This window comes from Bacteroides sp. CACC 737, assembly GCF_013874375.1.
Lineage (GTDB): Bacteria > Bacteroidota > Bacteroidia > Bacteroidales > Bacteroidaceae > Bacteroides > Bacteroides uniformis.
This window is the reverse complement of record NZ_CP059408.1, coordinates 914982-939613: the sequence shown is the minus strand read 5'-3', so window position 1 is coordinate 939613 and position 24632 is coordinate 914982. Positions and strand designations below refer to the sequence as shown.

Genomic DNA, 24632 nt, shown 5'->3' with positions numbered 1-24632 from the left:
CGAGTATATTTGCATAAAACACAATGCCCTTTCAAACAGTTTAATCTATAGCCGCATGATTATCTCAAAATAGGTTTAAAACAGCACCATCTGATTACATCCACAGTCTAAAATGATAACTTGAAACATATAGATACACTATTAAAAACATAATACACCTATATTATATATAGTAATTCCCAATATTTGTGGCAACTTTTCAATAACCAAATTTTTCAATCTTAAATGAAGTATTGAGATGACGAAAAAACACAAGCTAAAATCAAAAGGTTACCATAGATTTCTATAATATACTATAAGAAAATGAAAAGAATCAAGTTATTTACAGCAGCTTTGCTGCTGGCGGCTATGTCCGCAGGAAACGATATGTGGGCGCTTTCCACTTCAGGAAAGAAAGACACGCATCCGGTAGAATCACCCAAATTCTTCAGTGGAAACGCCAACCCACTGTCGGATTTCATTTTTGTGGCCGACCCGACATCGATGGAATACAACGGAAGGCTCTATGTGTATGGAACCAATGACACCCAGCAACTGGACAGTGTGGGGAAAGATGGCAAAAACACATACCAATACATCCATTCGCTGGTTATGTTGTCTACCGATGACATGGTAAACTGGACTTATCACGGACTGATTGACGTAAAGGCCCTCTCACCATGGGGTATAGCCTCATGGGCTCCATCCATTGTATCGCGGATAGAATCGGACGGTAAAACCCACTTCTACCTCTACTACTCCAACAGCGGTGCGGGCGTAGGCGTACTAACCTCCACCTCTCCCGTAGGCCCGTGGACCGACCCGCTGGGGCGTATGCTGGTGAGCCAGTTCACCCAAGGATTAGGCCACTGCAAAGCTCCCTTCGACCCGGGTGCCGTGATAGATGACGAAGGTATAGGATGGTTATCATTCGGTGGAGGCGGAAAGGGGGAAGTCGGCACCGACTACATGCCTGGAGATGCCCGCATTGTCCGCTTGGGCAAAGACCTGATTAGTCTGGACAGCGAGATAGTAGAGATAAAAGCTCCCTATCACTTCGAAGCCAATGAGCTGAACTACTGGAACGGCACATGGATTTATACCTACAATACCGACTGGAACAAGCGCACCGAATGGCCCCACGAGGGAGTGGACAAACCCAGCATCTGCTGCATGTCGTACATGACTTCACACACGCCTCTCGACACCGACAGCTGGAAGTATGTGGACAATTATTTCAAGAATCCCGGAGACTATGGTATGGGGTTCAGCAACAATCATACCCATCTGCAAAAATACAAAGGAGACTATTACCTATTTTATCACAACATGTGCTTGCAAGAACACAAAGGCACCAATGGCGGTTTCCGCAGCCTTTGCGTCAACAAGCTGAAGGTAGACGAAAAAAACGTGAAGCTGGAAATGGGAGAAGCCACACTGAAGGGTGTGGACCAGATAAAGCCAGTGAACCCGTTCATTCATCAGCAAGCAGAAACAACAGCCGCTACGCTAGGCATACACTTTGAGCCTACAGCCACACCCGGCAACATGCTTGCAGTGGGCAGTGAACAAAAGAAATCAGTTATATCCGTACGTGGCGTATTCTTCTCCGGCTTTCCCTCTCTATTCCGTGCCACAGCAGCAGGACACGGCACTCTGGAAGTGCACCTTGACCGCCCCGATGGTGAAGTACTGGCTTCCACCTCCTTCAATTCAGACTCTTTACAGACTGTCTCTACAAAGATAAACACAGACAAAGACGGTATTCACAACCTTTATTTCGTATTTAAAGGCAAAGAACTGAAGGTAGATGAATGGATATTTGAGAGATTTTGAAAAGCATAATCTACCGTAGCCCTCAAAAATATTCATTGCAATAATTATTTATATGATAAGCACTACGCATTCGGTCAGCACTACAGATTTTAATGAAAAAAATGCTCCGACTATGTAGTTTCCAATAAAAAATGTATCTTGCGGAGATTTATTAAATACGATATAAACATGAAACCCTATTTAATCCCCTTCTTTGCAACTGTTGCACTGACCGCAACCGCTCAACAAAAAAACGAGATTACCAGCGTCCTCGAAATACTGGATGTAACCAATGGTAACCGGACCGTCGTCAAAGAATTTCCCTACCGGATTGAAGCCCCCAATTGGACGCCCGACGGGCAATGGCTGCTATACAACAGCGAAGGAAAGCTTTACCGCCTTTCCCCCACCTCGCCTGCCAAACCGGAACTGATAAACACCGGATTTGCCCAAAACTGCAACAACGACCACGTCCTCTCGGCCGACGGACAGCAGATAGCCATCAGCCACGGGACGAAAGAGGACTATAAATCGCGCATTTATACACTTCCCATCACGGGCGGCACTCCCCGTTTAATAACGCCTATGGCTCCCAGCTACCTCCACGGTTGGAGTCCCGACGGTAAAGAACTTGCCTATTGCGCCGAACGAAACGGCAACTATGATATTTATACCATCCCCGTGGAAGGAGGTGAAGAAACCCGCCTGACCACTGCCGAGGGTCTGGATGACGGACCGGAATATTCCCCCTGTGGACAATACATCTGGTTCAACTCCGTACGCACCGGACTCATGCAAGTCTGGCGCATGAAGGCAGACGGCTCCGAACAGACCCAGATGACCTTTGACGAAACCCGCAACTCCTGGTTCCCCCACATCTCTCCCGACGGAAAATCCGTTGTATTCATCACCTACTACAAAGGTGACCTGGAACCGGGAGAGCATCTGGCAAACAAGAACGTAGAACTGCGCCTAATGCCCGCAAACGGTGGAGAGCCCAAAACTTTGTTAAAGATTTTCGGCGGACAAGGCACCATCAATGTCAACTCATGGGCACCGGACAGCAAACGCATAGCCTTTGTCAGCTATCGAATTAACTGATATGACTTGATGATTTTCACTCCATTTTTTACTAACTTTGCCCGACTAAAGATGCAGTAAAACAAAATGGAAAAGAAAAAGAAGAAAATCATTATCGGAACATTCGTTACACTAATTCTTATTGGAGCAGCTTGTGCAGGAACAGTATACTACTATCTGTTTGCCCCGCAATTCCATCCGCAAAAGACAGTCTATATCTATATAGACCGCGACGACACCGCTGACTCCATATATAATAAAGTGAAACAACAAGGCCATCCCCGAAGCTTCACCGGCTTCCGCTGGATGGCCCAATACAAGAAATATTCCGAAAACATACACACCGGACGCTACGCTATCCGGCCGGGAGAAAACGTATATCACGTATTCAGCCGTCTGTACCGCGGATATCAAGAACCTATGAACCTCACCGTCGGCAGCGTACGCACGCTGGACCGCCTGGCACGCAGCATAAGCAAACAGCTCATGATAGACTCCGCCGAAATAGCCGGACTGATGAACGACTCCGCATTCCAACAAAAACTGGGATACACCAAAGAGACCTTGCCCTGCCTCTTCATCCCCGAAACCTACCAAGTCTATTGGGACATGAGTGTGGAAGAGTTCTTCGAAAGAATGCAGAAAGAGCACCAAAGGTTCTGGAACCAGGAACGCCTAGGCAAAGCCACCGCCATCGGAATGACCCCGACGGAAATCTGCACCCTTGCCTCCATCGTCGAGGAAGAGACAAACAACAATCCTGAAAAACCGATGGTAGCAGGGTTATATATCAACCGCCTGCACGCCGGCATGCCCCTGCAAGCCGACCCTACCATCAAATTTGCCTTGCAGGCCTTCGGCTTGCGGAGAATTACGAATGGCCATCTGGCGGTAGAATCCCCCTACAACACCTACCTCAATACCGGATTGCCTCCCGGCCCCATACGCATCCCCTCACCCAGCGGGCTGGATGCCGTGCTGAATTATACGAAACACAACTACCTCTACATGTGTGCCAAAGAGGACTTCTCGGGCACCCATAACTTTGCATCCAATTATGCCGAGCACATAAAAAATGCAAGAAGATATTGGGATGCATTAAACGAAAGAAAGATTTTCAAGTAATCTGCTGATAAAATAAAAGCAAAATCCTATATTTGCGTCAAATATTAATCCATGACTAACACTTAAATATTCAGATATGAGCAAGCAACTCTTACTTGGCGATGAAGCCATTGCACAAGCTGCATTAGATGCCGGACTTTCGGGCGTATATGCCTATCCCGGCACTCCTTCTACGGAAATCACCGAATATATTCAGATGGCACCGGTTACTGCTGAAAAGAACATTCATAACCGCTGGTGCTCTAACGAAAAAACTGCGATGGAGGCTGCCCTGGGCATGTCCTTTGCAGGCAAGCGTTCACTAGTGTGCATGAAGCACGTGGGTATGAACGTGGCTGCCGACTGTTTCATCAACTCTGCCATTACCGGCGTAAAAGGTGGTCTGATAGTCATAGCTGCCGACGATCCCAGCATGCATTCCTCGCAGAACGAGCAGGACAGCCGTTTCTATGGCGACTTCTCCCTCATCCCGATGTACGAACCAAGCAACCAGCAGGAAGCATACGACATGGTATACAACGGATTCAGCTTCTCCGAACAGACCGGCGAACCCATCCTGATGCGCATGGTTACGCGCCTGGCACACTCCCGTTCCGGTGTAGAGCGCAAGGAGCAACAACCGCAGAATGAGATTTCCTTCAGCGAAGACCCACGGCAGTTCATCCTCCTGCCGGGTAATGCACGCAAACGTTACAAAGCATTGCTGCAACGCCAGGACGAATTTATCAAAGCTTCTGAAAACTCCGCTTACAACAAATATACCGACGGTCCCAACAAAAAGCTGGGTATCGTGGCATGCGGCATCGGCTACAACTACCTGATGGAAAACTATCCCGAAGGCTGCGAATATCCGGTACTGAAAATCGGACAATACCCGTTGCCCAAGAAACAGCTGATGCAGCTGGTAGAAGCATGTGACGAGATTCTGGTACTGGAAGACGGACAACCGTTCGTAGAAAAACAGCTGAAAGGCTATCTGGGCATCGGCATCAAAGTAAAAGGCCGTTTGGACGGCACTCTTTCACAAGACGGAGAGCTGAACCCGGACAGCGTGGCACATGCCGTAGGCAAAGAGAACAAGGCTGAATTCAGCGTTCCTTCTCTGGTAGAGATGCGCCCGCCCGCTTTGTGCGAGGGTTGCGGCCATCGCGACATGTACACGGTGCTGACCCAAGTATTGAAAGAAGAATATCCCACTTATAAGGTGTTCAGCGACATTGGTTGCTACACGCTGGGAGCCAACGCTCCGTTCAACGCCATTAACTCTTGCGTGGATATGGGCGCCTCCATCACCATGGCGAAGGGTGCTTCGGATGCCGGTCTGCATCCTGCCGTAGCCGTTATCGGCGACTCCACCTTCACCCACTCGGGCATGACAGGACTGCTGGATTGCGTCAACGAAAACGCCGACGTCACCATCGTCATCTCCGACAACGAAACCACCGCCATGACCGGAGGACAAGACTCTGCCGGCACCGGACGTTTGGAAGCCATCTGCGCCGGCATCGGTGTAGCTCCCGAACACATCCGCGTCGTAGTTCCTTTGAAGAAGAACTACGAAGAGATGAAGCAAATCATCCGGGAAGAAATCGAATACCACGGCGTATCCGTCATCATCCCCCGCAGAGAATGTATCCAAACATTAGCACGCAAAAAAAGAAACAAGTAAAGCCATGAAAAAAGACATCATACTTTCCGGCGTAGGAGGACAAGGTATCCTCTCCATCGCCACCGTAATCGGCAAAGCAGCCCTCAAGGGCGGACTCTACATGAAGCAGGCAGAAGTACACGGCATGAGCCAGCGAGGCGGTGACGTGCAGTCCAACTTGCGCATCAGCGACCAACCCATCGCCTCGGACCTTATCCCCACAGGAAAATGCGACCTCATCATCTCCTTGGAACCGATGGAGGCGTTGCGCTACCTCCCCTTCCTCAGCCCTGAGGGTTGGCTGGTGACCAATGAAGCTCCCTTCATCAACATTCCCAACTATCCGGCAGAAGAAGACATCAAGGCCGAAATCAACAAGCTGCCGCATAAAATCATGCTGAACGTAAACGAGGTGGCAAAAGAAGTCGGCTCTCCCCGCGTAGCGAACATCGTACTGCTGGGCGCCACCATCCCCTTTCTCGGCATTGACTATGCAAAGGTGCAAGACAGCATCCGCGAAATCTTCCAACGCAAGGGAGACGCCATTGTAGAGTTGAACCTCAAAGCGTTGGCTGCCGGCAAAGAGATTGCTGAAAAACTGATGTAAACTATAATTGACTCTAAATTTCAACATACCATGAATAACAAATACTGGGAAGAAGAGATTGAAACGATGCCCCGTGAGCAGTTGCGCGAACTACAACTGCAACGGTTAAAAAAGACTGTCAGCATTGCCGCCAACTCTCCCTACTATAAAAAAGTATTCCAAGAGCATGGCATCACTGCCGGCAGCATCCGGTCTATAGAAGACATACGTAAGATACCGTTTACCACCAAGGCTGATATGCGCGCCAATTATCCTTTTGGATTAGTAGCAGGCGATATGCGTGAGGACGGAGTACGTATCCATTCTTCCAGTGGCACTACGGGCACGCCGACGGTCATCGTACACTCCCAACACGATTTGGACTCTTGGGCAAACTTAGTGGCACGCTGCCTCTATATGGTAGGCATCCGTAAGACGGATGTTTTCCAAAACAGCTCCGGCTACGGTATGTTCACCGGAGGACTGGGCTTTCAGTATGGAGCCGAACGTCTGGGTGCACTGACTGTTCCTGCCGCTGCCGGCAACAGCAAGCGCCAGATTAAGTTCATCACCGATTTCAAGACTACTGCCCTACATGCCATTCCCAGCTATGCCATCCGTCTGGCCGAAGTATTCCAGGAAGAAGGTATAGACCCTACCAGTACAAGCTTGAAAACGCTTGTTATCGGTGCCGAACCCCACACAGACGAGCAACGTAGAAAGATTGAGCGCATGCTTGGTGTCAAAGCCTACAACAGCTTCGGTATGACTGAAATGAACGGTCCCGGCGTAGCCTTCGAATGTACCGAACAAGACGGCATGCACTTCTGGGAAGATTGCTACCTGGTCGAAATCATTAATCCGGAAACCGGCGACCCCGTACCGGAAGGTGAAATCGGCGAACTGGTACTGACAACCTTAGACAGAGAAATGATGCCGCTTATCCGTTATCGCACGCGCGACCTTACCCGCATTCTGCCTGGCAAGTGCCCTTGCGGACGTACCCACATCCGTATAGACCGCATCAAAGGCCGTAGTGACGACATGTTCATCATCAAGGGAGTCAACATCTTCCCCATGCAGGTGGAAAAGGTGCTGGTACAATTCCCCGAATTGGGCAGTAATTACCTCATCACACTTGAAACGGTTAATAATCAAGATGAAATGATTGTAGAAGTTGAACTCAGCGACCTCTCTACCGATAACTATATCGAGCTGGAGAAGATTCGCAAAGCAATCACCCGTCAGTTGAAAGACGAGATTCTAGTAACCCCGAAATTGCGGTTGGTGAAGAAAGGCTCCCTACCGCAGAGCGAAGGAAAAGCCGTCAGGGTAAAAGACCTGAGGAACAACAAATAAACCGTAAAAACCTCTGTTCAAAACAGACCATCTGTTCCTGTTCACCCTATACAGATGGTCTGTTTTGTATAAACGTATCATCTATCTTCCCTTGATACATCATCTGTTTCAGCATCACGTATCATTTGTTTCACAATCACCCACATCCGCATAAAAAGAAAGAGGAACGGGTTATCCAGACAGATTACCGTTCCTCTTTTATAGAAAGCCGCACCGATGATGTGATGAAACTCCGTATGACATGATTTGAGTGCTCCTCCTCTTTGTAATCCACCGACTCAAGAGTTACCCCGAAGGGCGTGGCCCGCCATTGAGAAGCGAAGCTTGTCTCGGTATTTCATAAAAATTGATGAGTTTCCCGATCCAATCAATGCGGCTATTTTTTCTATAACAAAGGTAATGAGTTTCTATGAAAGAAACAAGTAAAATCAGCAAATTGTTTCAAGCCCTTTTAATGTTTTAACCCCTCCCAAGACTATCAGAAAACAAAAAGTGCTGACTACCAAAAGAGTAATCAGCACCTCGTAGTTTATCTGCTAACTGTTTTTATGCAGCCTTTGCTTTAGCAACGATAGCCTTGAAAGCTTCCGGATGGTTCATCGCTAAATCAGCCAACACCTTGCGGTTGATTTCGATACCGGCTTTGTGCAAAGCGCCCATCAGCTTAGAGTAAGACATACCTTCCAGACGAGCGGCAGCATTGATACGCTGAATCCACAAAGCACGGAAGTTTCTCTTCTTGTTCTTACGGTCACGGAACGCATAAGTCAAACCTTTCTCCCAAGTATTCTTGGCAACGGTCCAAACGTTCTTTCTTGCACCAAAGTAACCTCTGGTCAATTTCAAAATTTTCTTTCTTCTTGCTTTAGAAGCAACATGATTTACTGATCTTGGCATAGTTTTACTTGTTTTTGAATGTTAGCGCCGTTACTTCACGCAGCGGACTTAAAGCTAATGCATTCGGTTAATAACTTTAATACTTTTGTACGCTTTTCAATTACTTCATTGCTAAAAGCTCTTTCACCTGGCTTACATCTGTTGTACTTACAAGTGTAGAGTAGCACAAGTTTCTTTTCTGCTTCTTAGTTTTCTTAGTCAGGATGTGACTATGAAAAGCGTGCTTTCTTTTGATTTTACCTGTTCCGGTAAGAGTAAATCTCTTTTTAGAACCGGAGTTAGTCTTCATCTTTGGCATCTTTTTTAACTTTTTAATTATTAAATTATATGGCAACGCACTATACCTATGGCGTTACTCATTCTTTATTCTCCTTCGGTTTCAGCCGACGCGGCCTTTGGCGCATCTTCTGCAGGCTTGGGAGCCACGTTCTTCTTCGATGCCGCCGCTTTCTTCGGAGAGAGCTGGATTGTCATTCTCTTTCCTTCCAGAACCGGCATCTGGTCTACCTTCGCATAATCTTCCAAGTCATTGGCAAAACGGAGCAGCAGCACTTCTCCTTGCTCTTTGAACAAGATAGAACGACCTTTAAAGAATACGTAGGCTTTCACCTTATCGCCATCTTCCAAAAAGCCTTTGGCATGCTTCAACTTGAAATTATAGTCATGGTCATCAGTCTGAGGTCCAAAACGTATTTCCTTCACGTTTACCTTCACCTGCTTTGCCTTTTGCTCTTTCTGACGCTTCTTTAACTGATAAAGAAATTTAGAATAATCAATAATACGACAAACAGGGGGTTGTGCATTTGGAGAAATCTCCACGAGATCCGCTTCATGTTCTTCAGCAAGTCTTAAAGCCTGCGCTATCGGATACACTTTTGGTTCTACTTCATCGCCCACTATGCGGACTTCTTTGGCCCGGATTTGTTCGTTAATCCGATGTTGCCCTTTTAAGCTGTCATTCTTCATTAAATAACGTTTACTTCCAGTTTGTTTCTTATTTACTATTCCCAAATTAATGTTTTATGTTAAGTAAAAGCGATCTTTAGAACATCTAATATATGCTATGCTTCTACAATTGGGCGCAAAGTTACCATTTATTTATCATATTCTGAACTTCTTCGTTCATTTTTTTGGCAAATTCTTCAAATTTCATGGTTCCCTTATCACCTTCTCCCTGCTTGCGGACAGCAACTTCCTTGTTTTCAGCCTCCTTTTCACCTACAACCAGCATGTACGGAATACGCTTCATCTCATTGTCACGAATCTTACGACCAATCTTTTCATTGCGTTCATCCACAATGGCACGGATGTCATATCGCTTCAAGTATTGTTTCACTTCATGCGCATAGTCGTTGAACTTCTCGCTGATAGGCAGAATAGCGACCTGATCAGGAGTCAGCCACAACGGGAATTTACCAGCTGTATGCTCAATAAGCACAGCCACGAAACGTTCCATGGAGCCGAACGGAGCACGGTGAACCATTACGGGACGGTGCTTCTGATTGTCGGCACCGGTATATTCCAGTTGGAAACGTTCCGGCAGGTTGTAGTCCACCTGGATGGTACCCAGCTGCCAACGGCGACCAATGGCATCCTTCACCATGAAATCCAGTTTAGGACCATAGAAAGCAGCTTCTCCATATTCTATTTTTGCCTTCAACCCCTTTTCTTCACAAGCTTCGATAATGGCACGTTCTGCTTTTTCCCAGTTCTCGTCACTACCGATATATTTTTCGCGGTTCACCTTGTCGCGCAAGGAAATCTGTGCCTCGAAGTTCTCGAAGTCCATAGATTCGAACACGATGGAGATAATGTCCATTACACGGAGGAACTCATCCTTCACCTGGTCCGGACGACAGAAGATGTGCGCATCATCCTGCGTAAAGCTACGTACACGTGTCAGCCCGTGCAGCTCACCACTCTGCTCGTAACGGCAAACCGTACCGAACTCTGCCAAACGCAAAGGCAGGTCTTTGTAAGAACGGGGTGAGTTCTTGTAAATCATACAGTGGTGAGGGCAGTTCATCGGTTTCAAGAAGTACTCTTCCCCTTCTTCCGGTGTATGTATGGGCTGAAAGGAGTCCTTACCATATTTTGCATAGTGTCCGGAAGTGATGTAAAGCAATTTGTTGCCGATGGGCGGACACATTACTTCCTGATAATCGTAACGGGCCTGGATGCGACGTAAGAAGTCCTGCAAGCGGATACGCAGTGCAGTACCTTTGGGCAGCCACATCGGGAGTCCCTTACCTACGGTGTCGGAGAACATGAACAAGTCCATCTCCTTACCGATTTTACGGTGATCGCGCTTCTTTGCCTCTTCCAGCAGAACAAGATACTCATCCAGCATCTTCTTCTTCGGGAAGGTGATACCATAGATACGGGTCATCATCTTACGGTCTTCTTGTCCACGCCAATAAGCACCGGCGACGGAAGTCAGCTTAATAGCCTTGATAGGAGCTGTGGTCATCAAGTGAGGGCCACGGCACAAATCAGTAAATGCACCCTGCGTATAAGTTGTGATGTGACCGTCTTCCAATTCGGAAATCAGCTCGCATTTATAAGTTTCTCCACGGTCACCAAACATCTTCAAAGCATCTGCCTTGGCAATGTCTTGTCTGACAACCGCTTCTTTCTTAGCCACCAGTTCAGCCATTTTTTTCTCAATGGCCGGCAGGTCAGCTTCCTTGATAGTCGTTTCACCCGGGTCCACATCATAGTAGAAACCGTTTTCGATAGCAGGACCTATACCGAACTGGATGCCCGGATAGAGTTCCTGCAAAGCTTCGGCCAGCAGGTGGGCACTGGTATGCCAAAAGGCATGCTTACCCTGCTCATCCTCCCATTTATAAAGAACCACTTCAGCGTCTTGCATGATAGGACGCCCCAAATCATAAATTTCTCCGTTCACGCCACAAGCCAGCACGTCTTGTGCCAATCGCGAACTGATGCTTTCTGCAATCTGCAGTCCCGTTACTCCTTCGTTATATTCACGAACAGAGCCGTCTGGAAATGTTATCTTTATCATAGTTTATATGTATATTTCATTTTTCAGAACGCAAAAATAGCTAATTCTTTTTGATATTCTATTTTTTAGCAAAAAAATGTTATTCCCGTGTATCTGTAAACCTCTTTATGATATTATAGGCCGACACAATGCCCAACTCTCCGGCTTTACTCAAATCAGCAATACCTTGTTTGTTATTCCCCAGGAAGATGTGCGTCAACCCACGGTTAAAGTATGCTTCAGCAAAATCGGGGCTCAGCTCAATCGCCTTGTCATAATCCGCCAAGGCGGCACGGTAATCCTTCAGCAACGAAGACACATTGCCACGGTTATAATAGCCATAAACAAAATCAGGAGCCAATTGGATAACGTGGTCCAGGTCATTCTTCACAACTTCATAATCGATGGCCGTCACTTCAGGCTTCTTCATTTCCGTTGTACCCGAAGTGGCGCCTTCACTCATTGTGGCTTCGGCCTTTTTATATTCCAGTTGCTTATAACGCACCAAAGCACGCATAAAGTATGCCGGAAAGAAAGTGTCGTCCAACAAGATACTCTTTGTAAAGTCATCTATGGAACTGGCAAAATCCTGAACCAGATAGAAGTCCAGACCTCTCATGAAACGTTTCTTGGCGTTCTTCTCGTCAGCCACCACATCAGACGTATGAGCGTCTATCAAAGCAAAGTGGAAGCGTACTTGTTCCTCCGTCAGCGGAGCTTCCATATTGGCGATGCGCAGTGGCTTCGGGAACAGTTTCGAATGGTTCAGTTCCTCAATATACTTATGATAATGTACGATACGCTTCACATCGCTCAGTTTCTCATAATAAGTCAAAGCATACATCGGCTCAAGCTTGATGGTCACATTCCGGTCTTGTACACGTCCACGATAATCGCTCTTATAACGCTGGTCAACTTCCGAATCGTCCGCTATTACAATTTTCCGATAATTTTCCATATTCTTGTCGGATTTCTTACGGGTCTTCCCGCCATCTCCATTGGAGTTCCCCGAAGAATTATCCGCAACATCCTTACTGTCGCCACCTTCCTTTTTGTCACCGGAAGAAACACCGTTACGCTTGTCTATCTGCATCTTCATGATTTTGAACTCATCCTGCTCGGCTCCTTTACGGTCGCCAATCTTTTTACGGGCTTCGGCACGCTGATAATAGCCGGCCATAAAGTTAGGATATTCTGCAATCACTTTGGAATAGTCACTGATAGCTCCCCGGTAATCCCCCGTCTGCGCACGTAACAAACCACGATTGAAAGTGGCCATCATATTATCCGGTTCCATCTTCAACACAAAATCAAAATCCTCTATCGCCCGGTTGTCATCGCCTACCTGGGCACGCAGCAGACCGCGGTTGTAGTGCCCGAGAAAATTATTCGGATCAATATCCAAAGCCAAATCATAGTCACTCATGGCGCCTCTCAAATTATTCTGATGGAAACGCGCCAAGGCACGGTTGATATAGTTACCGGCATTCTTTGCACTCAGATGGATAGACTGGTCCAAATCAGCTTCAGCCTCTTTATACTTTCCCTGCTGGAGACGTACAATGGCTCTTGCCCCCCATCCGTCCGGGTCATAACGGTCCATATCAATAGCTTTGTCAAAATCACGCAAAGCTTGTATCGTATCGTTCTGTTTCAGGGAGACTTCCCCGCGCATCAGATAGGCACGCGTATATTTGGGGGCAATTGTCAGAAGCGTACCCAAATCTTCCTTAGCCGCCTCATAATCTTCTTTCTGAATATGGCAAAGGGAAAGATTATGCCAAAGCACCACATTCTCCGGATCGTATTTGATAGCGGTTTTATAATCTTCAATCGCCTCGTCAAACTTGTTCTGACGGATACGTGCCAATCCTCTGATCTGGTAAGCACCTACCACAAAAGGATTTCTTTGAATCGCAGCATCACAATCACTCTCCGCTCCCTGATAGTCATCCAAATTGATTTTTGCCAGTCCACGGAAGAAATAAGGCTCATATAAATAAGGTTTCGCGTTGATTACCTGATTAAAATATTGGATAGAAAGCACGTAATCCTCAAAATACAATGCATTCCGAGCAATGGTCATCACCCGTTCCGTATTGATTTGCGCATACAACAATGTGGGTAACAGCAAAATAGCTGTCAGTATTTTTCTTATCATCTTGTTTTATAAATGCTTGTAAACGAAACAAAAGTAACGTTTTTCGTTTACTTGTCGGGATTAGCGGAACACTTTTTATATTTTTTGAGCCTTTTATACCATATTATATGGTTGACTTATTTCTTTACGGTTTTCACCTTATAAGTGCAGTGTGCCTTGCCCTTCAACATGGCATTCAGTTTTCCTTTAATCATCTGCTTGCGCAACGGAGACAAATGGTCGATGAACATCTTTCCTTCCAGATGGTCGAACTCGTGCTGCATCACGCGTGCCAGGTAGCCTTCGATAATCTCATCGTGCGGTTCCAGATTCTCGTCCAGGTACTGCACACGTATTTTGTTGCCACGCTTCACCGACTCATGAATACCGGGAAGGCTCAAGCACCCCTCGTCCATAGAAACCTCCTCACCGGACACCTCCAAAATATGGGCATTGATATACGCCTTGCGGAAATCTTTATATTCTGGCATATCTTCGGAAAGTACATCCAAATCGATTACCACCACGCGGATGGGAAGCCCAATCTGCGGTGCTGCAAGTCCTACGCCTTCGGCATGGTCCATCGTTTCAAACATATTCTCAATAAGCTCTTTCAAATTCGGATAGTCCGGGGCAATATCCTCTGCTACCTTTCTCAATACGGGCTGACCGTACACATAAATGGGTAAAATCATTTCCTTTACTACAAATTACTAATTACAAATTATTTTCTATACATTATAAAAAGGAGAAACGTTTGTTCTCCAAATAAGTTTGCAGAATAATAGTTGCACTGATTTCATCCACCAGTGCTTTATTTTGGCGGTCTTTCTTTTTCAATCCAGCCTCAAGCATCGTCCGATGAGCCAGAACAGAAGTAAAACGCTCGTCTACATATTCAACCGGCATGTCAGGCAGTTTCTTCTTCAGCGAACGGACAAAAGGTTCGATATTCTTCATGTTTTCCGAAGCCTCATTATTCATCTGCTTAGGAAGGCCTACCAAGATACGCTCTACCGACTCCTTAGCTACATAATCAAGAAGAAACTGCAACAATTGGTGTGTAGGCACAGTTGTCAGTCCATTCGCAATCATCTGCAATGTATCACTCACGGCTATTCCCGTACGTTTCCGACCGTAGTCTATGGCTATTATTCTACTCATAATGGGCTACAAAATTACGATTAAAATTTGAATTCCGCCGTTAATCTTACATATATAATACAGAAAAAAGGGATGTCTGATAGTATCAAACATCCCTTTTTCTGATTTTTTCATTAATTATTTCAAATGAATTTTGTATGTCAGCCCTCCCGTGAAATATTTCATCCTCTGCATTTCGACCTGCACATGCAGATGCTTGAACAGCAGATAAGTGGCTCCCAAAGCAAAGTCCTTGGAGTCGTACTCCGCTATCACCCTCAACTGCGGATGGAAGGAGGGATTGTAGGTGACACCCAGTGCAAAGCCATTCAGTTTGTACTCCTTGCGGTTGTTGTAAAGGTAGGAAAGATGGACACCGATCTCCTCCTTACCCACAACGGGTATATGCTTGGAGGCGGCAATATAGAAACGGCTGTAATAGCCGTTACCTTCCGTGGTGCCTACCTGGCCGCCGCCGGAAGAAGTGAACGGGTCGGACGTCCCCAGCACGACAGCCGGCATGTATTTCCAGAACTGCCCCTCCTTCAACACACGCAGACGGGCGGAAAAGTAGCGGTCCTGGTTCGTGAATCCGCTGTACCCGTATGGCTTCAATCCCAACGCCTCCGCCTTGAAGAGCGTACACGTGTAGGCCACTTCCAGAAAGGGGAAGATGGTGACGTTCAGGAAATAGTTGTAGGTATGATAGTACCAGGTGGGCGGTGTGAGCTCCTTGTTCAGGAAGTTGCCGCCGACCATGAAAGTCTTGTCGCGCTGCATCTCCGCAGAGGGCGCATGCAACAGCCCGGTTGTACCATACGTCAACTGGGAAAAGGCCGAAAGGGAAAGGCTGCAAAACAGAACAATAAAGAATAGCTTAAACTTCATCATCACATATAAATTCAGTCGCTGATAAAAAATGGGTTGCTTTATAACATGCATCGGACATAGTACCAAAAAAAGGCGTCTGAGTCCCAGACGCCTTCATTTTTAGAGTCTATTTGTCACTTGGAGTGTATTATTCCAGGATAACTACGCGGTTCAGGAAGTTCTTACCGAACATGTTTTCAGTACCACCGAATCCTACGAGTTCGAGCTGGTCCTTGTCAACACCTTGAGCAATCAAAGCGTCGTAAACAACCTGGGCACGCTTTTCGGACAGCTTCTGGTTCCAAGAAGCGCTACCGGTAGCCTTGTCAGCATAACCTGCAACTTTGTACTTCTTGTCCGGATTAGCCTTCAGAATCTTGGCAGCCAGTTCGATGTTAACCTTGCCATAGTCGTCCAGACGGGCGCTGCCAATCTTGAAGAAGATGGCACGCGGACCGGCAACTTCAACTTCCTTGGTCACTTCCTTAACTTCAGGTTTAGCGTTGGCCAGTGCATTCTTGCAGTTAGCCAGGTCAGCCTGAGCCTGAGCCAGTTCACTTCTATATCTGTTGATTTCCGCATTGACTGCGTCTTCGTCAATCTTAGAAACCGGAACGAACTTCTTACCGCCGAAGATGTAGCTAACACCTGCGGTCAGCATACCTGTACCTTCAGCCTTGCGATGGCTGCTGATATTACCGAAAATGGACGGAGCGATGGCACCGCGAGCTTCTACGTCAATGGCCCACTTGGTGTTGATATTGAACTTCAAGCCCAAACCGGCAGAAGCGCCGATACGTGCACGCATTTCTGCTTCACCGGCAGGAGCCATAGACTGCGAAGTACCATCAGCACTAATTGTAACATCCACATTTTGAGATTTTGCTACAGAAATTTGAGGTCCCAAGAAACCGTAAACTTCGAAGAAACGGTTAGGATTAGCACCGGCAAACAATGTAGAAAGATTGATCATTGCATCAATGTTACCACCTACATAAGTTTTGTTGTGTTCCCAGTATGCATCATCCAAACACAAATGCTGAGTAATACCGTTTACCTGAGCACGTACCCCCCAAGTCGGAGTAATCAGCTTACCAACTGACACGCTGAAATGCGGAGCAATCTTATTGAAACCGTCATTGTTGATGGCGTGGATACCACCACCTACACTGACAAAAATATTATCGCTCCATTTCGGAGTGTAGTAGTTCGTTTTTTCCTGTGCATTCAGATTTGCTGCACAAGCGCCTGCCAATAGTAAGGAGGCTATCATTAATTTACTTTTCATTTTCTCTTGAGTTTAAGATAAATAACAACTAAAACTTCTATTAATCAAGTTCACCAACACCACCACCGGCATTGCCTTCACCATGACCATGACCATGACCGTGGCTATGACCGTGACCAGGAATATCCTGATTTTCAGAGACACTCAATTTAGAAGTAGTATAATCATCAACCTTAATAGAACCCAAAGCATCAACATCAGCCTTAGTCACAGCTTGTTTCACAACATTATACTCAGTCGTTACAATTGTATAAGTTATAGAAGCCGTTGTTCTTGAGTTAGCATAAACAGAATATTCACCATCTTTTGTTGATTCAATATGTTCCGTATAGGTATTTTCAAGCGTATTGAAGAAAGATTCAATAGCAGCACGTTCAATAAGATCGTCTGTGTTGATTTTTTTTGAACCTTCTACAACTTTGGCACCGCTCTTTTCTACATAAGTAAATGAAGGGATAGAATACCAATAAAGTTCATAATTATCCCACACTTTTTCTTTTGTTTTTTCATCTGTAGATGTAGTGGGTACTGCTACAATCTTAGTCTCAGCATCTTCTTCCTGAAGAATGATAGTCGGAGTCAGAGTAGCAAATTGCCCAGCTTGCAAAGCAGGAACCTTAACTGTAACAGTTGCACTCAAACCATTATAAGAAGCTGTAACATCAACACTCTTAGCAGCCAGAGTAGGATTACCAGTAAATGTCAACTCTGCAGGTGCGATAGTGGCTTGGCCAGTTACATCTGTAGTAACACCATCCTCTATAGCAAGCACAATCGGACTAATAACAGCTTGTGCATTAGTAGGAGTTACATTAACGTTGAACTCTTCCTTCTCACAAGAAGTTAAAGTTGTAGCTAAAGCTACTACGGCTAACGCAAATACTGCACTTATGCCGTTTAAGAATTTAATCTTTTTCATCTCAATTAATTAATTAAAAATTTAACAATTCTGACTTAATAAAATATGGGTTAAAACTATTTTCTTCCATTATATTGTCACTAACTTCCGCTTTATACTGTCTATAATAGTACCTTTCATTACCTGCATTATAAACAATGCCCATATTAGCAGAGGTATTCACACGAGGTATATATCCTTTCCTTTTATATTTATAAGGAGGTAATGCCACTTGAAATCGGAAGCCTCCATTCATCTTTGCATGTTCTGCTTTCATTGCATAGAAACCAATCGAACAATAGCGAAAATGACGAATCATTTCAAATTTAACACCTTTCTCCTTCAATAAATACTGTTCTGCTTTCAGATTAAACTGAGTGTTAAATTGCGGCCAATAAAAGCTACCGCCCAAAGACCAAGTAACAAGTGCTGTCGAAGGATCATATACATAGCGAAATCCGCTCCAATATCCCATTCCTGTATACCCAATCCGAGCCATTAAGGAAAAGCGTTCATCCTTAAAAGGGCGATAAAATTCGGCGTCCACTCCATATTGGTCAGCACTAAAACATCCCACAGTCACTTTACCAAACACATTATACGGTAATCTAAAACGCTGTGAAATTGTAATATGTCCTGGATGAACTTTATCTTCAAACCTTCCATACCCATCATTATAAACCGGTATTTTCAACTGTGCCGTTAATTTCATACCTTTCCATAACGAAACTTCTATCGCAGGACTCAAATCAAACAAGACCTGGTAAATCTGTGTAATCACCAGATTCTTGAAAGCTAATTGAGGATACACCAATACATCAATCTTGAACAAAGAACTATTTTTCAACTTTATTTTCCGTGCATTTTTCCAAGTATCACCCAATTCATAGCTTACATTCCAGTCATCACGTTCTGCTTGGAGCACCGAATCCCCCTTTATGGGATGATAATAAAGAGAAATCTGAGGTACATTATTGTCCAGAACTATTATCCGGCATGACTTTTCTTCCGGTAAACCCATCTTTTGAATAACATCCACCGCTTTGCCTATGCCTACGCCTTGCAAACGATATGCAGAGTTCTGCAGAACATACACACGTTCATTGCCATCTTCTGTCCATCCAACATTTTCAAATCCCATTTCCACTAAAGCATCTACAGTACTTTCCCCCGTTTGGCAAATCCCTTTTAAAGGGAGCAAACAGTATAAAAAGAACGCTGCACACAGTGCTATTGTTTTAGTATTTAGGCACTTTCTTATGTTAGAGTTTTTATACCTCATCTTTTTCAACCATTTTTTGTGTTCGTATAACACAAAATATGCTGCAAAAATAGACACATTTTTAATAATACCAAAGATTTTTATATGAAAAAATGAAATAATGTTGTTTTTTCTTCAAAAGCCCCCAACAAATACTCAGAATGTTTATATGAAGTATATTAGCTATCTTAAAATCCTTAATATAGCTGTGCATAATTACTATACAGAATGTTGTTTTTTGTGCCAAATAGTCATTTTTCAGATGTTTTTGCTAATTCACTTTTCTCTGAAAAAGGATAAATAGAAGAAATATCTGCAAGAATTAAAGAGAATGACAAATTGCACTTCGCATTTAACCAACCCCTATGATATATTAGGAATTAAATCAATAGCTTTCTTTTTACTTTCATCTACAAGCTTTGCATAAATTTGTGTTGTTTGTATATTGGTATGTCCCAATAGTTTGGAGACCGTATATAAATCTACTCCCAGTGTCAGCATCATTGTTGCATGTGTGTGGCGCGCTGTATGAAATGTTACATGCTTTGATATCCCAGCTTGTTCAACCCATTTGTGTAAAATTACATTACTTCTCCCCAGTGAGACCAATCCGGCAAACACCTTTTCCGTTTCTGGTGCATTTCCTCTGTCTGGCAGATGTTTTATGGCTTCCGAACAGAGTGGAAGCGATATGGCTTCTTTCGTCTTCTTCTGAATAATACTCAATAGTGCATTGCCATTTTCATCATAGCGTATATCTTCCCATCTCAATGCAATAATATCACAATGCCTCAACCCACAAAAACAGCTGAATAAAAATGCTTTCCTTAATAAGGTATTATAAAAAGGAGTATGAACCAATCTGGTCAATTCCTTTATAGTAAGATAATCCCTTTCTGTTCGATTACGTTTTGGTTTGTCCTCGTTCTTTATCTTATTCATCGGATTAACAGTTATATAATCTTCAGAGACGGCCCTATTCAAGCAGTAGCGCAGCGTTTTCAAATAATAGAATTGGGTGTTAACATGCAATGTCTTTTCCTTCTTACAATGTTCTTGTTTTGTTTTCTTCAAGTAATCTATAAAACCCAACAAATAAGTCTTGTCCACCTTCCTTAGCAATATTCCATTCGGAGTATATCTTTCCAAATGGCATACAACGGCATGTATGGCACTTTTCCGTACTCTATTGTTCACACTTTGTTCTGCTATTAATTTCATATAGCCAGTCAGCTTCATATTGGACAATCTGTTATGATTAAATCCGTAAGTTTGATTATATATTTCCAAAATCTTCTGAGCCTTTATCGCATTTGCCAGATTTAGCGTCTCGACATTTCTTTTTTTATCAGCTTGATTATGTTCAGGGATAATATACAACTTTAAGAATTCGTATTGCCGCCTTCCATTCATATAAATATCCAGATATATGGATTGGCATCCATTAACCAATTTTTTTGTTCTCACCTTTATTGGCTCTTTTAAATTCAATTGCTTTTTCATATTCTTTAAATAAAAACATACAGTTTATTATTAGTAGTAACAAAGCAGTAACAAAAATCAATCCTACAAATTGCTTTCATGTTCTATCACTCTTGTCTTTTTTTATAATTACCTTATTAACTATCAAATATTTACAGTATAGGGCACAGCGTTACTGAAAGAACAAATATAATAATAAGCCAGTAACAATTAAACTATCAAGAGTGTGGCTATTGCTATGGCGGCGGAAACTTTCTCTGGAAATTTATTTTCCATCACTTTGCTTCTACACTTCCACCCACCTTCTGCATTCCCCTATCCATCGGCATTTGCCCTGCGGTGGAAGCAAGCCGAAAAGGTGGAAGCAAATTTTGCTTCCACCTGCCTGAAACGCCGAGGTTTTGCAGTAACCACCTGTTTACTAGCATAATATTACGTAAGAGCTACATAAATCAATCAGTTCGTTTTTCCTGCATTTTCGAGCTTGCTCTTCTACGAAATCGGTGGATATCGAGTTGGGCGGTAGGACGCATCATTCCGCAGGGACTATGAAAGGTACCGGTAGAGTGAGCCATTCAAGCGGATGATTTCTAACTCATGGCTATGAATAATGCCGTCTAATGTCCTTTAAGTTGTTGTACAATACATTTGCGCCCTATCCACAATAGATGTAGGCTACGTACTTCATCCGAAAAGTCTTGGGGTTAGTGACGCCTAACAGTCATGAACAACCCTGCTTACGGCCATAAAGCAATCGCTTGACGACCATTAGCAGAGTTGTTCATGGCCATTAGGCGTCATTAATCCCCTATGCAACAGCAGACAAACAAAGAGAGAGAAGCCAAGGATTGTCTGTGTTTTAGATAGAAAGCCCATTTATTAGCAGGTGTACCGGAAGAAAAGTCATGCCGCATAATAGTTCTGGATAATAATGTACCCCAGATTTCTCTTTATTATCATCCCATAAAGGGAGATTCGGTGCTCCAAGCAGAACGTGATGACTGGAATGTAAGCTATGAATTGGGTGATACTTGGAAAAATGCACGAAAAATAAAGTTGAAAAATAGTTCTTTGTTCAAGATTGATATATTGGTGTATCCGGAATTCTCTTTCAAGAACGTGATTATTACGCAGATTTATCAAATTCTATTTGATTTGAGCCCTGCAATAGAAATTTCGTTATGGAAGGGGATGAAAGCCACAGCACAAGTGAAGATACCGGTTTATAATGATGGATATGGAGCTCGGGAAGGAAAGGTTCATCCGGGTTTCCTAACTCTTTCACAACGTTTCAGGTTGCCTTATAATGTTTTTGGTAAATTCTCTGTAGGCTATTTTAGTGGTAACCGATATGGTGCTGATGTAGATTTCTTTCGCCCCTTTAAAGATGAACGTTTTTCTTTGTTGGCAAGAATAGGATATACGGGAGCTGGACGTTGGGACGGATTTAGGTTCCAATATGATCCTTCATTATGGCGTATGACGTGGTCTTTGGGTGGAAATTTCTATTGGCCACGATTTAATACACTGTTCACACTGAAGGCTGAACAGTATTTGTTGAAGGAAAAGGGGGTTCGGTTTGAAATGATCCGTCATTTCCGCTATTGTTCGATAGGCTTTTATGCGATGAAGGCGGAGCATGCCAAAGCAAATGGAGGATTTCGGTTTCAAGTGGCATTGCCTCCATACAAATATAAAAGAAGGGGGCATATCCCACGTGTGAATACTTCTACTAACATGGGCATTGCTTATAATGCGGGTAATGAAAGGTATTATTATAAGGACTATAAGGCAGAAGCAAGTGATAATATAATGGAAAGAAATAGTTTTAACCCATATTTTATTAAGTCAGAATTGTTAAATTTTTAATTAATTAATTGAGATGAAAAAGAAAATTTTTTTAAGTGGCGTAAATGCTAAATTAGCATTGGCGGCAGTGGCTTTGACAAGTGTGATGTTCACAAGCTGCGAAAAAGAAGAATTCAATGTTGCGCCTGTAGAATTGGACCCTGCAAGTGCTACTGTTGCTATTACTGTATATGATTTATCAGATGGTTCTATCATAAATGGTGCAAGCATTACAGAAAATGGTGCTGCTATTACTAGCAATCCTTTCGTAATTGAAGCTGGTTCAGATGGAAAGATTGCTGCTGCAACAAGAACTTTTGCAGCTACAAAAGACGAGTATCTGTCTGGAGAAGGCCAAGCTACTGTTCCTGCTTTGAATAAAGGACAATTTGCTTTGATTCCGGTAAGTATTTTCTTGCAACAAGAACTGAATGCTGCTGAAGATGTTGTTGTTGATCAGGATGAGGAAACTATTACCCCTAGTGAAGTTGGAGGAGAACAAAAAGGTGGTGAAAATACAAGTAGTAAAGAAAAAGAAATGGATCTGCCATATACAGCAAAAGTTGGACAAGAAGTTACTAATATTGCTGCTGTAAATGCATCGATTGATGCTATGCCTATAACTAGAGGATTGTCTGATGATGAAGTAAAAAAGGTGTTGAAAGCATTGGTTAAATCATATAGCCCGGGTATCACAGATGTAACTTATACTAAGAAAGTAACAGTTCCTGCTTATACTATTGTAACTTTGAAGACTACTACAGAATACGAAACTTCTGATAATACAATCTCTACAGTGGTGGATGGCAAACTGTACACTATTCCTAATGTAAAGATTAAGAAGGTAGTTAAGACTGTTGTAGATCCAGTCTTTACTTCAACTGAACATGGTCATGGTCACGGTCATGGCAATGGTAACAATGCCGGTGGTGGTGACGGTGCTGCTGAATAATAATAGTTTTAGTTATTATTTTAATTTTAAACTAAAGGAATAATGAAAAGTAAATTAGTAATAGCCTCCTTATTATTAGCAGGCGCTTGTGCAGCAAATCTGAATGCACAAGAAAAAACGAACTACTACACTCCGAAATGGAGCGATAATATTTTCGTGAGTGTAGGTGGTGGTGTCCACGCTATCAACAATGATGGTTTCAATAAATTGGCTCCGCATTTCAGCGTATCAGTTGGTAAGTTGATTACTCCGACATGGGGTGTACGTGCCCAGTTCAATGGCGTTACTCAGCACTTGTGTCTGGATAACTCATATTGGGAACACAATAAGACGTACTTTGGTGGTAACATTGATGCAATGATCAATCTTTCTACATTGTTCGCAGGCGTTAATCCTAACCGTTTCTTTGAAGTTTATGGATTCTTGGGTCCTCAAGTAACTGTTGCAAAGTCAGCAAATGTGCTGATTCAAAACGATGGAACAATGATTCCTGATGGAGATGAAAAGGCTAGAGCACGTGTAGGCGCTTCTGCCGGTTTGGGCTTGAAGTTCAATATCAACACCAAGTGGACCATTGACGTAGAAGCTCGCGGTGCCATCGCTCCGTCCATTTTCGGTAATATCAGCAGCCATCGCAAGGCTGAAGGTACAGGTATGCTGACCGCAGGTGTTAGCTACATCTTCGGCGGTAAGAAGTTCGTTCCGGTTTCTAAGATTGACGAAGACGCAGTCAATGCGGAAATCAACAGATATAGAAGTGAACTGGCTCAGGCTCAGGCTGACCTGGCTAACTGCAAGAATGCACTGGCCAACGCTAAACCTGAAGTTAAGGAAGTGACCAAGGAAGTTGAAGTTGCCGGTCCGCGTGCCATCTTCTTCAAGATTGGCAGCGCCCGTCTGGACGACTATGGCAAGGTTAACATCGAACTGGCTGCCAAGATTCTGAAGGCTAATCCGGACAAGAAGTACAAAGTTGCAGGTTATGCTGACAAGGCTACCGGTAGCGCTTCTTGGAACCAGAAGCTGTCCGAAAAGCGTGCCCAGGTTGTTTACGACGCTTTGATTGCTCAAGGTGTTGACAAGGACCAGCTCGAACTCGTAGGATTCGGTGGTACTGAAAACATGTTCGGTAAGAACTTCCTGAACCGCGTAGTTATCCTGGAATAATACACTCCAAGTGACAAATAGACTCTAAAAATGAAGGCGTCTGGGACTCAGACGCCTTTTTTTGGTACTATGTCCGATGCATGTTAT

20 protein-coding genes and 1 pseudogene are annotated in these 24632 nt (G+C 44.1%); 9 read left to right on the top strand and 12 right to left on the bottom strand.

The genetic code is table 11. The annotated features are described in order from the left end of the window. Window positions 1–303: 303 nt before the first annotated feature. From H1A11_RS04010 to H1A11_RS03985, 6 genes are all read left to right on the top strand, one after another. Window positions 304–1815 (top strand): glycoside hydrolase family 43 protein, encoded by a 1512-nt coding sequence (locus H1A11_RS04010; RefSeq protein WP_117601467.1) that lies wholly within the window; start codon window positions 304–306, stop codon window positions 1813–1815. A gap of 168 nt (window positions 1816–1983) precedes the next feature. Beyond that, a complete protein-coding gene (locus H1A11_RS04005) occupies window positions 1984–2895 on the top strand; it encodes a TolB family protein (protein ID WP_117601466.1) in 912 nt (303 codons plus the stop codon). A 66-nt stretch (window positions 2896–2961) separates the two neighbouring features. Beyond that, on the top strand, window positions 2962–3999 hold the full coding sequence (mltG, locus tag H1A11_RS04000) for an endolytic transglycosylase MltG (RefSeq protein WP_174646121.1): 1038 nt from the start codon (window positions 2962–2964) through the stop codon (window positions 3997–3999). Between the two features lie 76 nt (window positions 4000–4075). Next, window positions 4076–5668, top strand: a complete 1593-nt coding sequence (locus H1A11_RS03995; RefSeq protein WP_117966620.1) for a thiamine pyrophosphate-dependent enzyme — start codon at window positions 4076–4078, stop codon at window positions 5666–5668. A gap of 4 nt (window positions 5669–5672) precedes the next feature. Next, entirely contained in the window at window positions 5673–6254 is a 582-nt protein-coding gene (locus H1A11_RS03990; RefSeq protein WP_117601463.1) for an indolepyruvate oxidoreductase subunit beta, read from the top strand. A gap of 30 nt (window positions 6255–6284) precedes the next feature. Further along, window positions 6285–7592: a phenylacetate--CoA ligase family protein gene (locus H1A11_RS03985; RefSeq protein ID WP_138346209.1), complete on the top strand. Its 1308-nt coding sequence runs from the start codon at window positions 6285–6287 to the stop codon at window positions 7590–7592. Between the two features lie 546 nt (window positions 7593–8138). Here H1A11_RS03985 and rplT read toward each other — a convergent pair. From rplT to H1A11_RS03925, 12 genes are all read right to left on the bottom strand, one after another. Continuing rightward, window positions 8139–8489 (bottom strand): 50S ribosomal protein L20, encoded by a 351-nt coding sequence (gene rplT, locus H1A11_RS03980; protein ID WP_004289896.1) that lies wholly within the window; start codon window positions 8487–8489, stop codon window positions 8139–8141. 100 nt (window positions 8490–8589) lie between these two features. Further along, window positions 8590–8787: a 50S ribosomal protein L35 gene (rpmI, locus tag H1A11_RS03975; RefSeq protein WP_005827880.1), complete on the bottom strand. Its 198-nt coding sequence runs from the start codon at window positions 8785–8787 to the stop codon at window positions 8590–8592. 65 nt (window positions 8788–8852) lie between these two features. Then, entirely contained in the window at window positions 8853–9455 is a 603-nt protein-coding gene (infC, locus tag H1A11_RS03970) for a translation initiation factor IF-3 (RefSeq protein ID WP_119961672.1), read from the bottom strand. A gap of 121 nt (window positions 9456–9576) precedes the next feature. Beyond that, a complete protein-coding gene (gene thrS / locus H1A11_RS03965; RefSeq protein ID WP_005836068.1) occupies window positions 9577–11517 on the bottom strand; it encodes a threonine--tRNA ligase in 1941 nt (646 codons plus the stop codon). Window positions 11518–11596: 79 nt separating this feature from the next. Next, window positions 11597–13657 carry a tetratricopeptide repeat protein gene (locus H1A11_RS03960; protein ID WP_181757748.1) on the bottom strand — a complete coding sequence of 687 codons (2061 nt, stop codon included), beginning with the start codon at window positions 13655–13657 and terminating at the stop codon, window positions 11597–11599. Between the two features lie 116 nt (window positions 13658–13773). After that, complete coding sequence (def, locus tag H1A11_RS03955) at window positions 13774–14331, bottom strand: peptide deformylase (RefSeq protein WP_022402114.1); 558 nt, start codon at window positions 14329–14331, stop codon at window positions 13774–13776. Window positions 14332–14374: 43 nt separating this feature from the next. Continuing rightward, window positions 14375–14800 (bottom strand): Holliday junction resolvase RuvX, encoded by a 426-nt coding sequence (gene ruvX, locus H1A11_RS03950; protein ID WP_181757747.1) that lies wholly within the window; start codon window positions 14798–14800, stop codon window positions 14375–14377. A gap of 117 nt (window positions 14801–14917) precedes the next feature. Beyond that, window positions 14918–15670, bottom strand: coding sequence for a YjbH domain-containing protein (locus H1A11_RS03945; protein WP_034523133.1), 753 nt, complete (start codon window positions 15668–15670; stop codon window positions 14918–14920). 127 nt (window positions 15671–15797) lie between these two features. Then, window positions 15798–16937: an OmpA family protein gene (locus H1A11_RS03940; RefSeq protein ID WP_005836065.1), complete on the bottom strand. Its 1140-nt coding sequence runs from the start codon at window positions 16935–16937 to the stop codon at window positions 15798–15800. Window positions 16938–16977: 40 nt separating this feature from the next. Further along, window positions 16978–17856 carry a DUF3869 domain-containing protein gene (locus H1A11_RS03935; protein ID WP_181757746.1) on the bottom strand — a complete coding sequence of 293 codons (879 nt, stop codon included), beginning with the start codon at window positions 17854–17856 and terminating at the stop codon, window positions 16978–16980. Window positions 17857–17869: 13 nt separating this feature from the next. Continuing rightward, the gene (locus H1A11_RS03930; RefSeq protein ID WP_005836064.1) at window positions 17870–19117 is read right to left on the bottom strand and encodes a hypothetical protein; all 1248 of its coding nucleotides are present in this window, start codon (window positions 19115–19117) and stop codon (window positions 17870–17872) included. A gap of 342 nt (window positions 19118–19459) precedes the next feature. Beyond that, window positions 19460–20599, bottom strand: coding sequence for a site-specific integrase (locus H1A11_RS03925; protein WP_005827858.1), 1140 nt, complete (start codon window positions 20597–20599; stop codon window positions 19460–19462). Window positions 20600–21463: 864 nt separating this feature from the next. On the opposite strand from H1A11_RS03925, the pseudogene H1A11_RS03920 reads away from it, so the two are divergent. The 3 genes and pseudogenes from H1A11_RS03920 to H1A11_RS03910 form a co-directional block, all read left to right on the top strand. After that, a pseudogene (locus tag H1A11_RS03920) lies at window positions 21464–22447 on the top strand (hypothetical protein); the annotation flags it as partial. A gap of 13 nt (window positions 22448–22460) precedes the next feature. Then, on the top strand, window positions 22461–23378 hold the full coding sequence (locus tag H1A11_RS03915; protein WP_005827850.1) for a DUF3869 domain-containing protein: 918 nt from the start codon (window positions 22461–22463) through the stop codon (window positions 23376–23378). A gap of 42 nt (window positions 23379–23420) precedes the next feature. Continuing rightward, window positions 23421–24545, top strand: a complete 1125-nt coding sequence (locus H1A11_RS03910) for an OmpA family protein (protein ID WP_117589371.1) — start codon at window positions 23421–23423, stop codon at window positions 24543–24545. Window positions 24546–24632 lie beyond the last annotated feature (87 nt).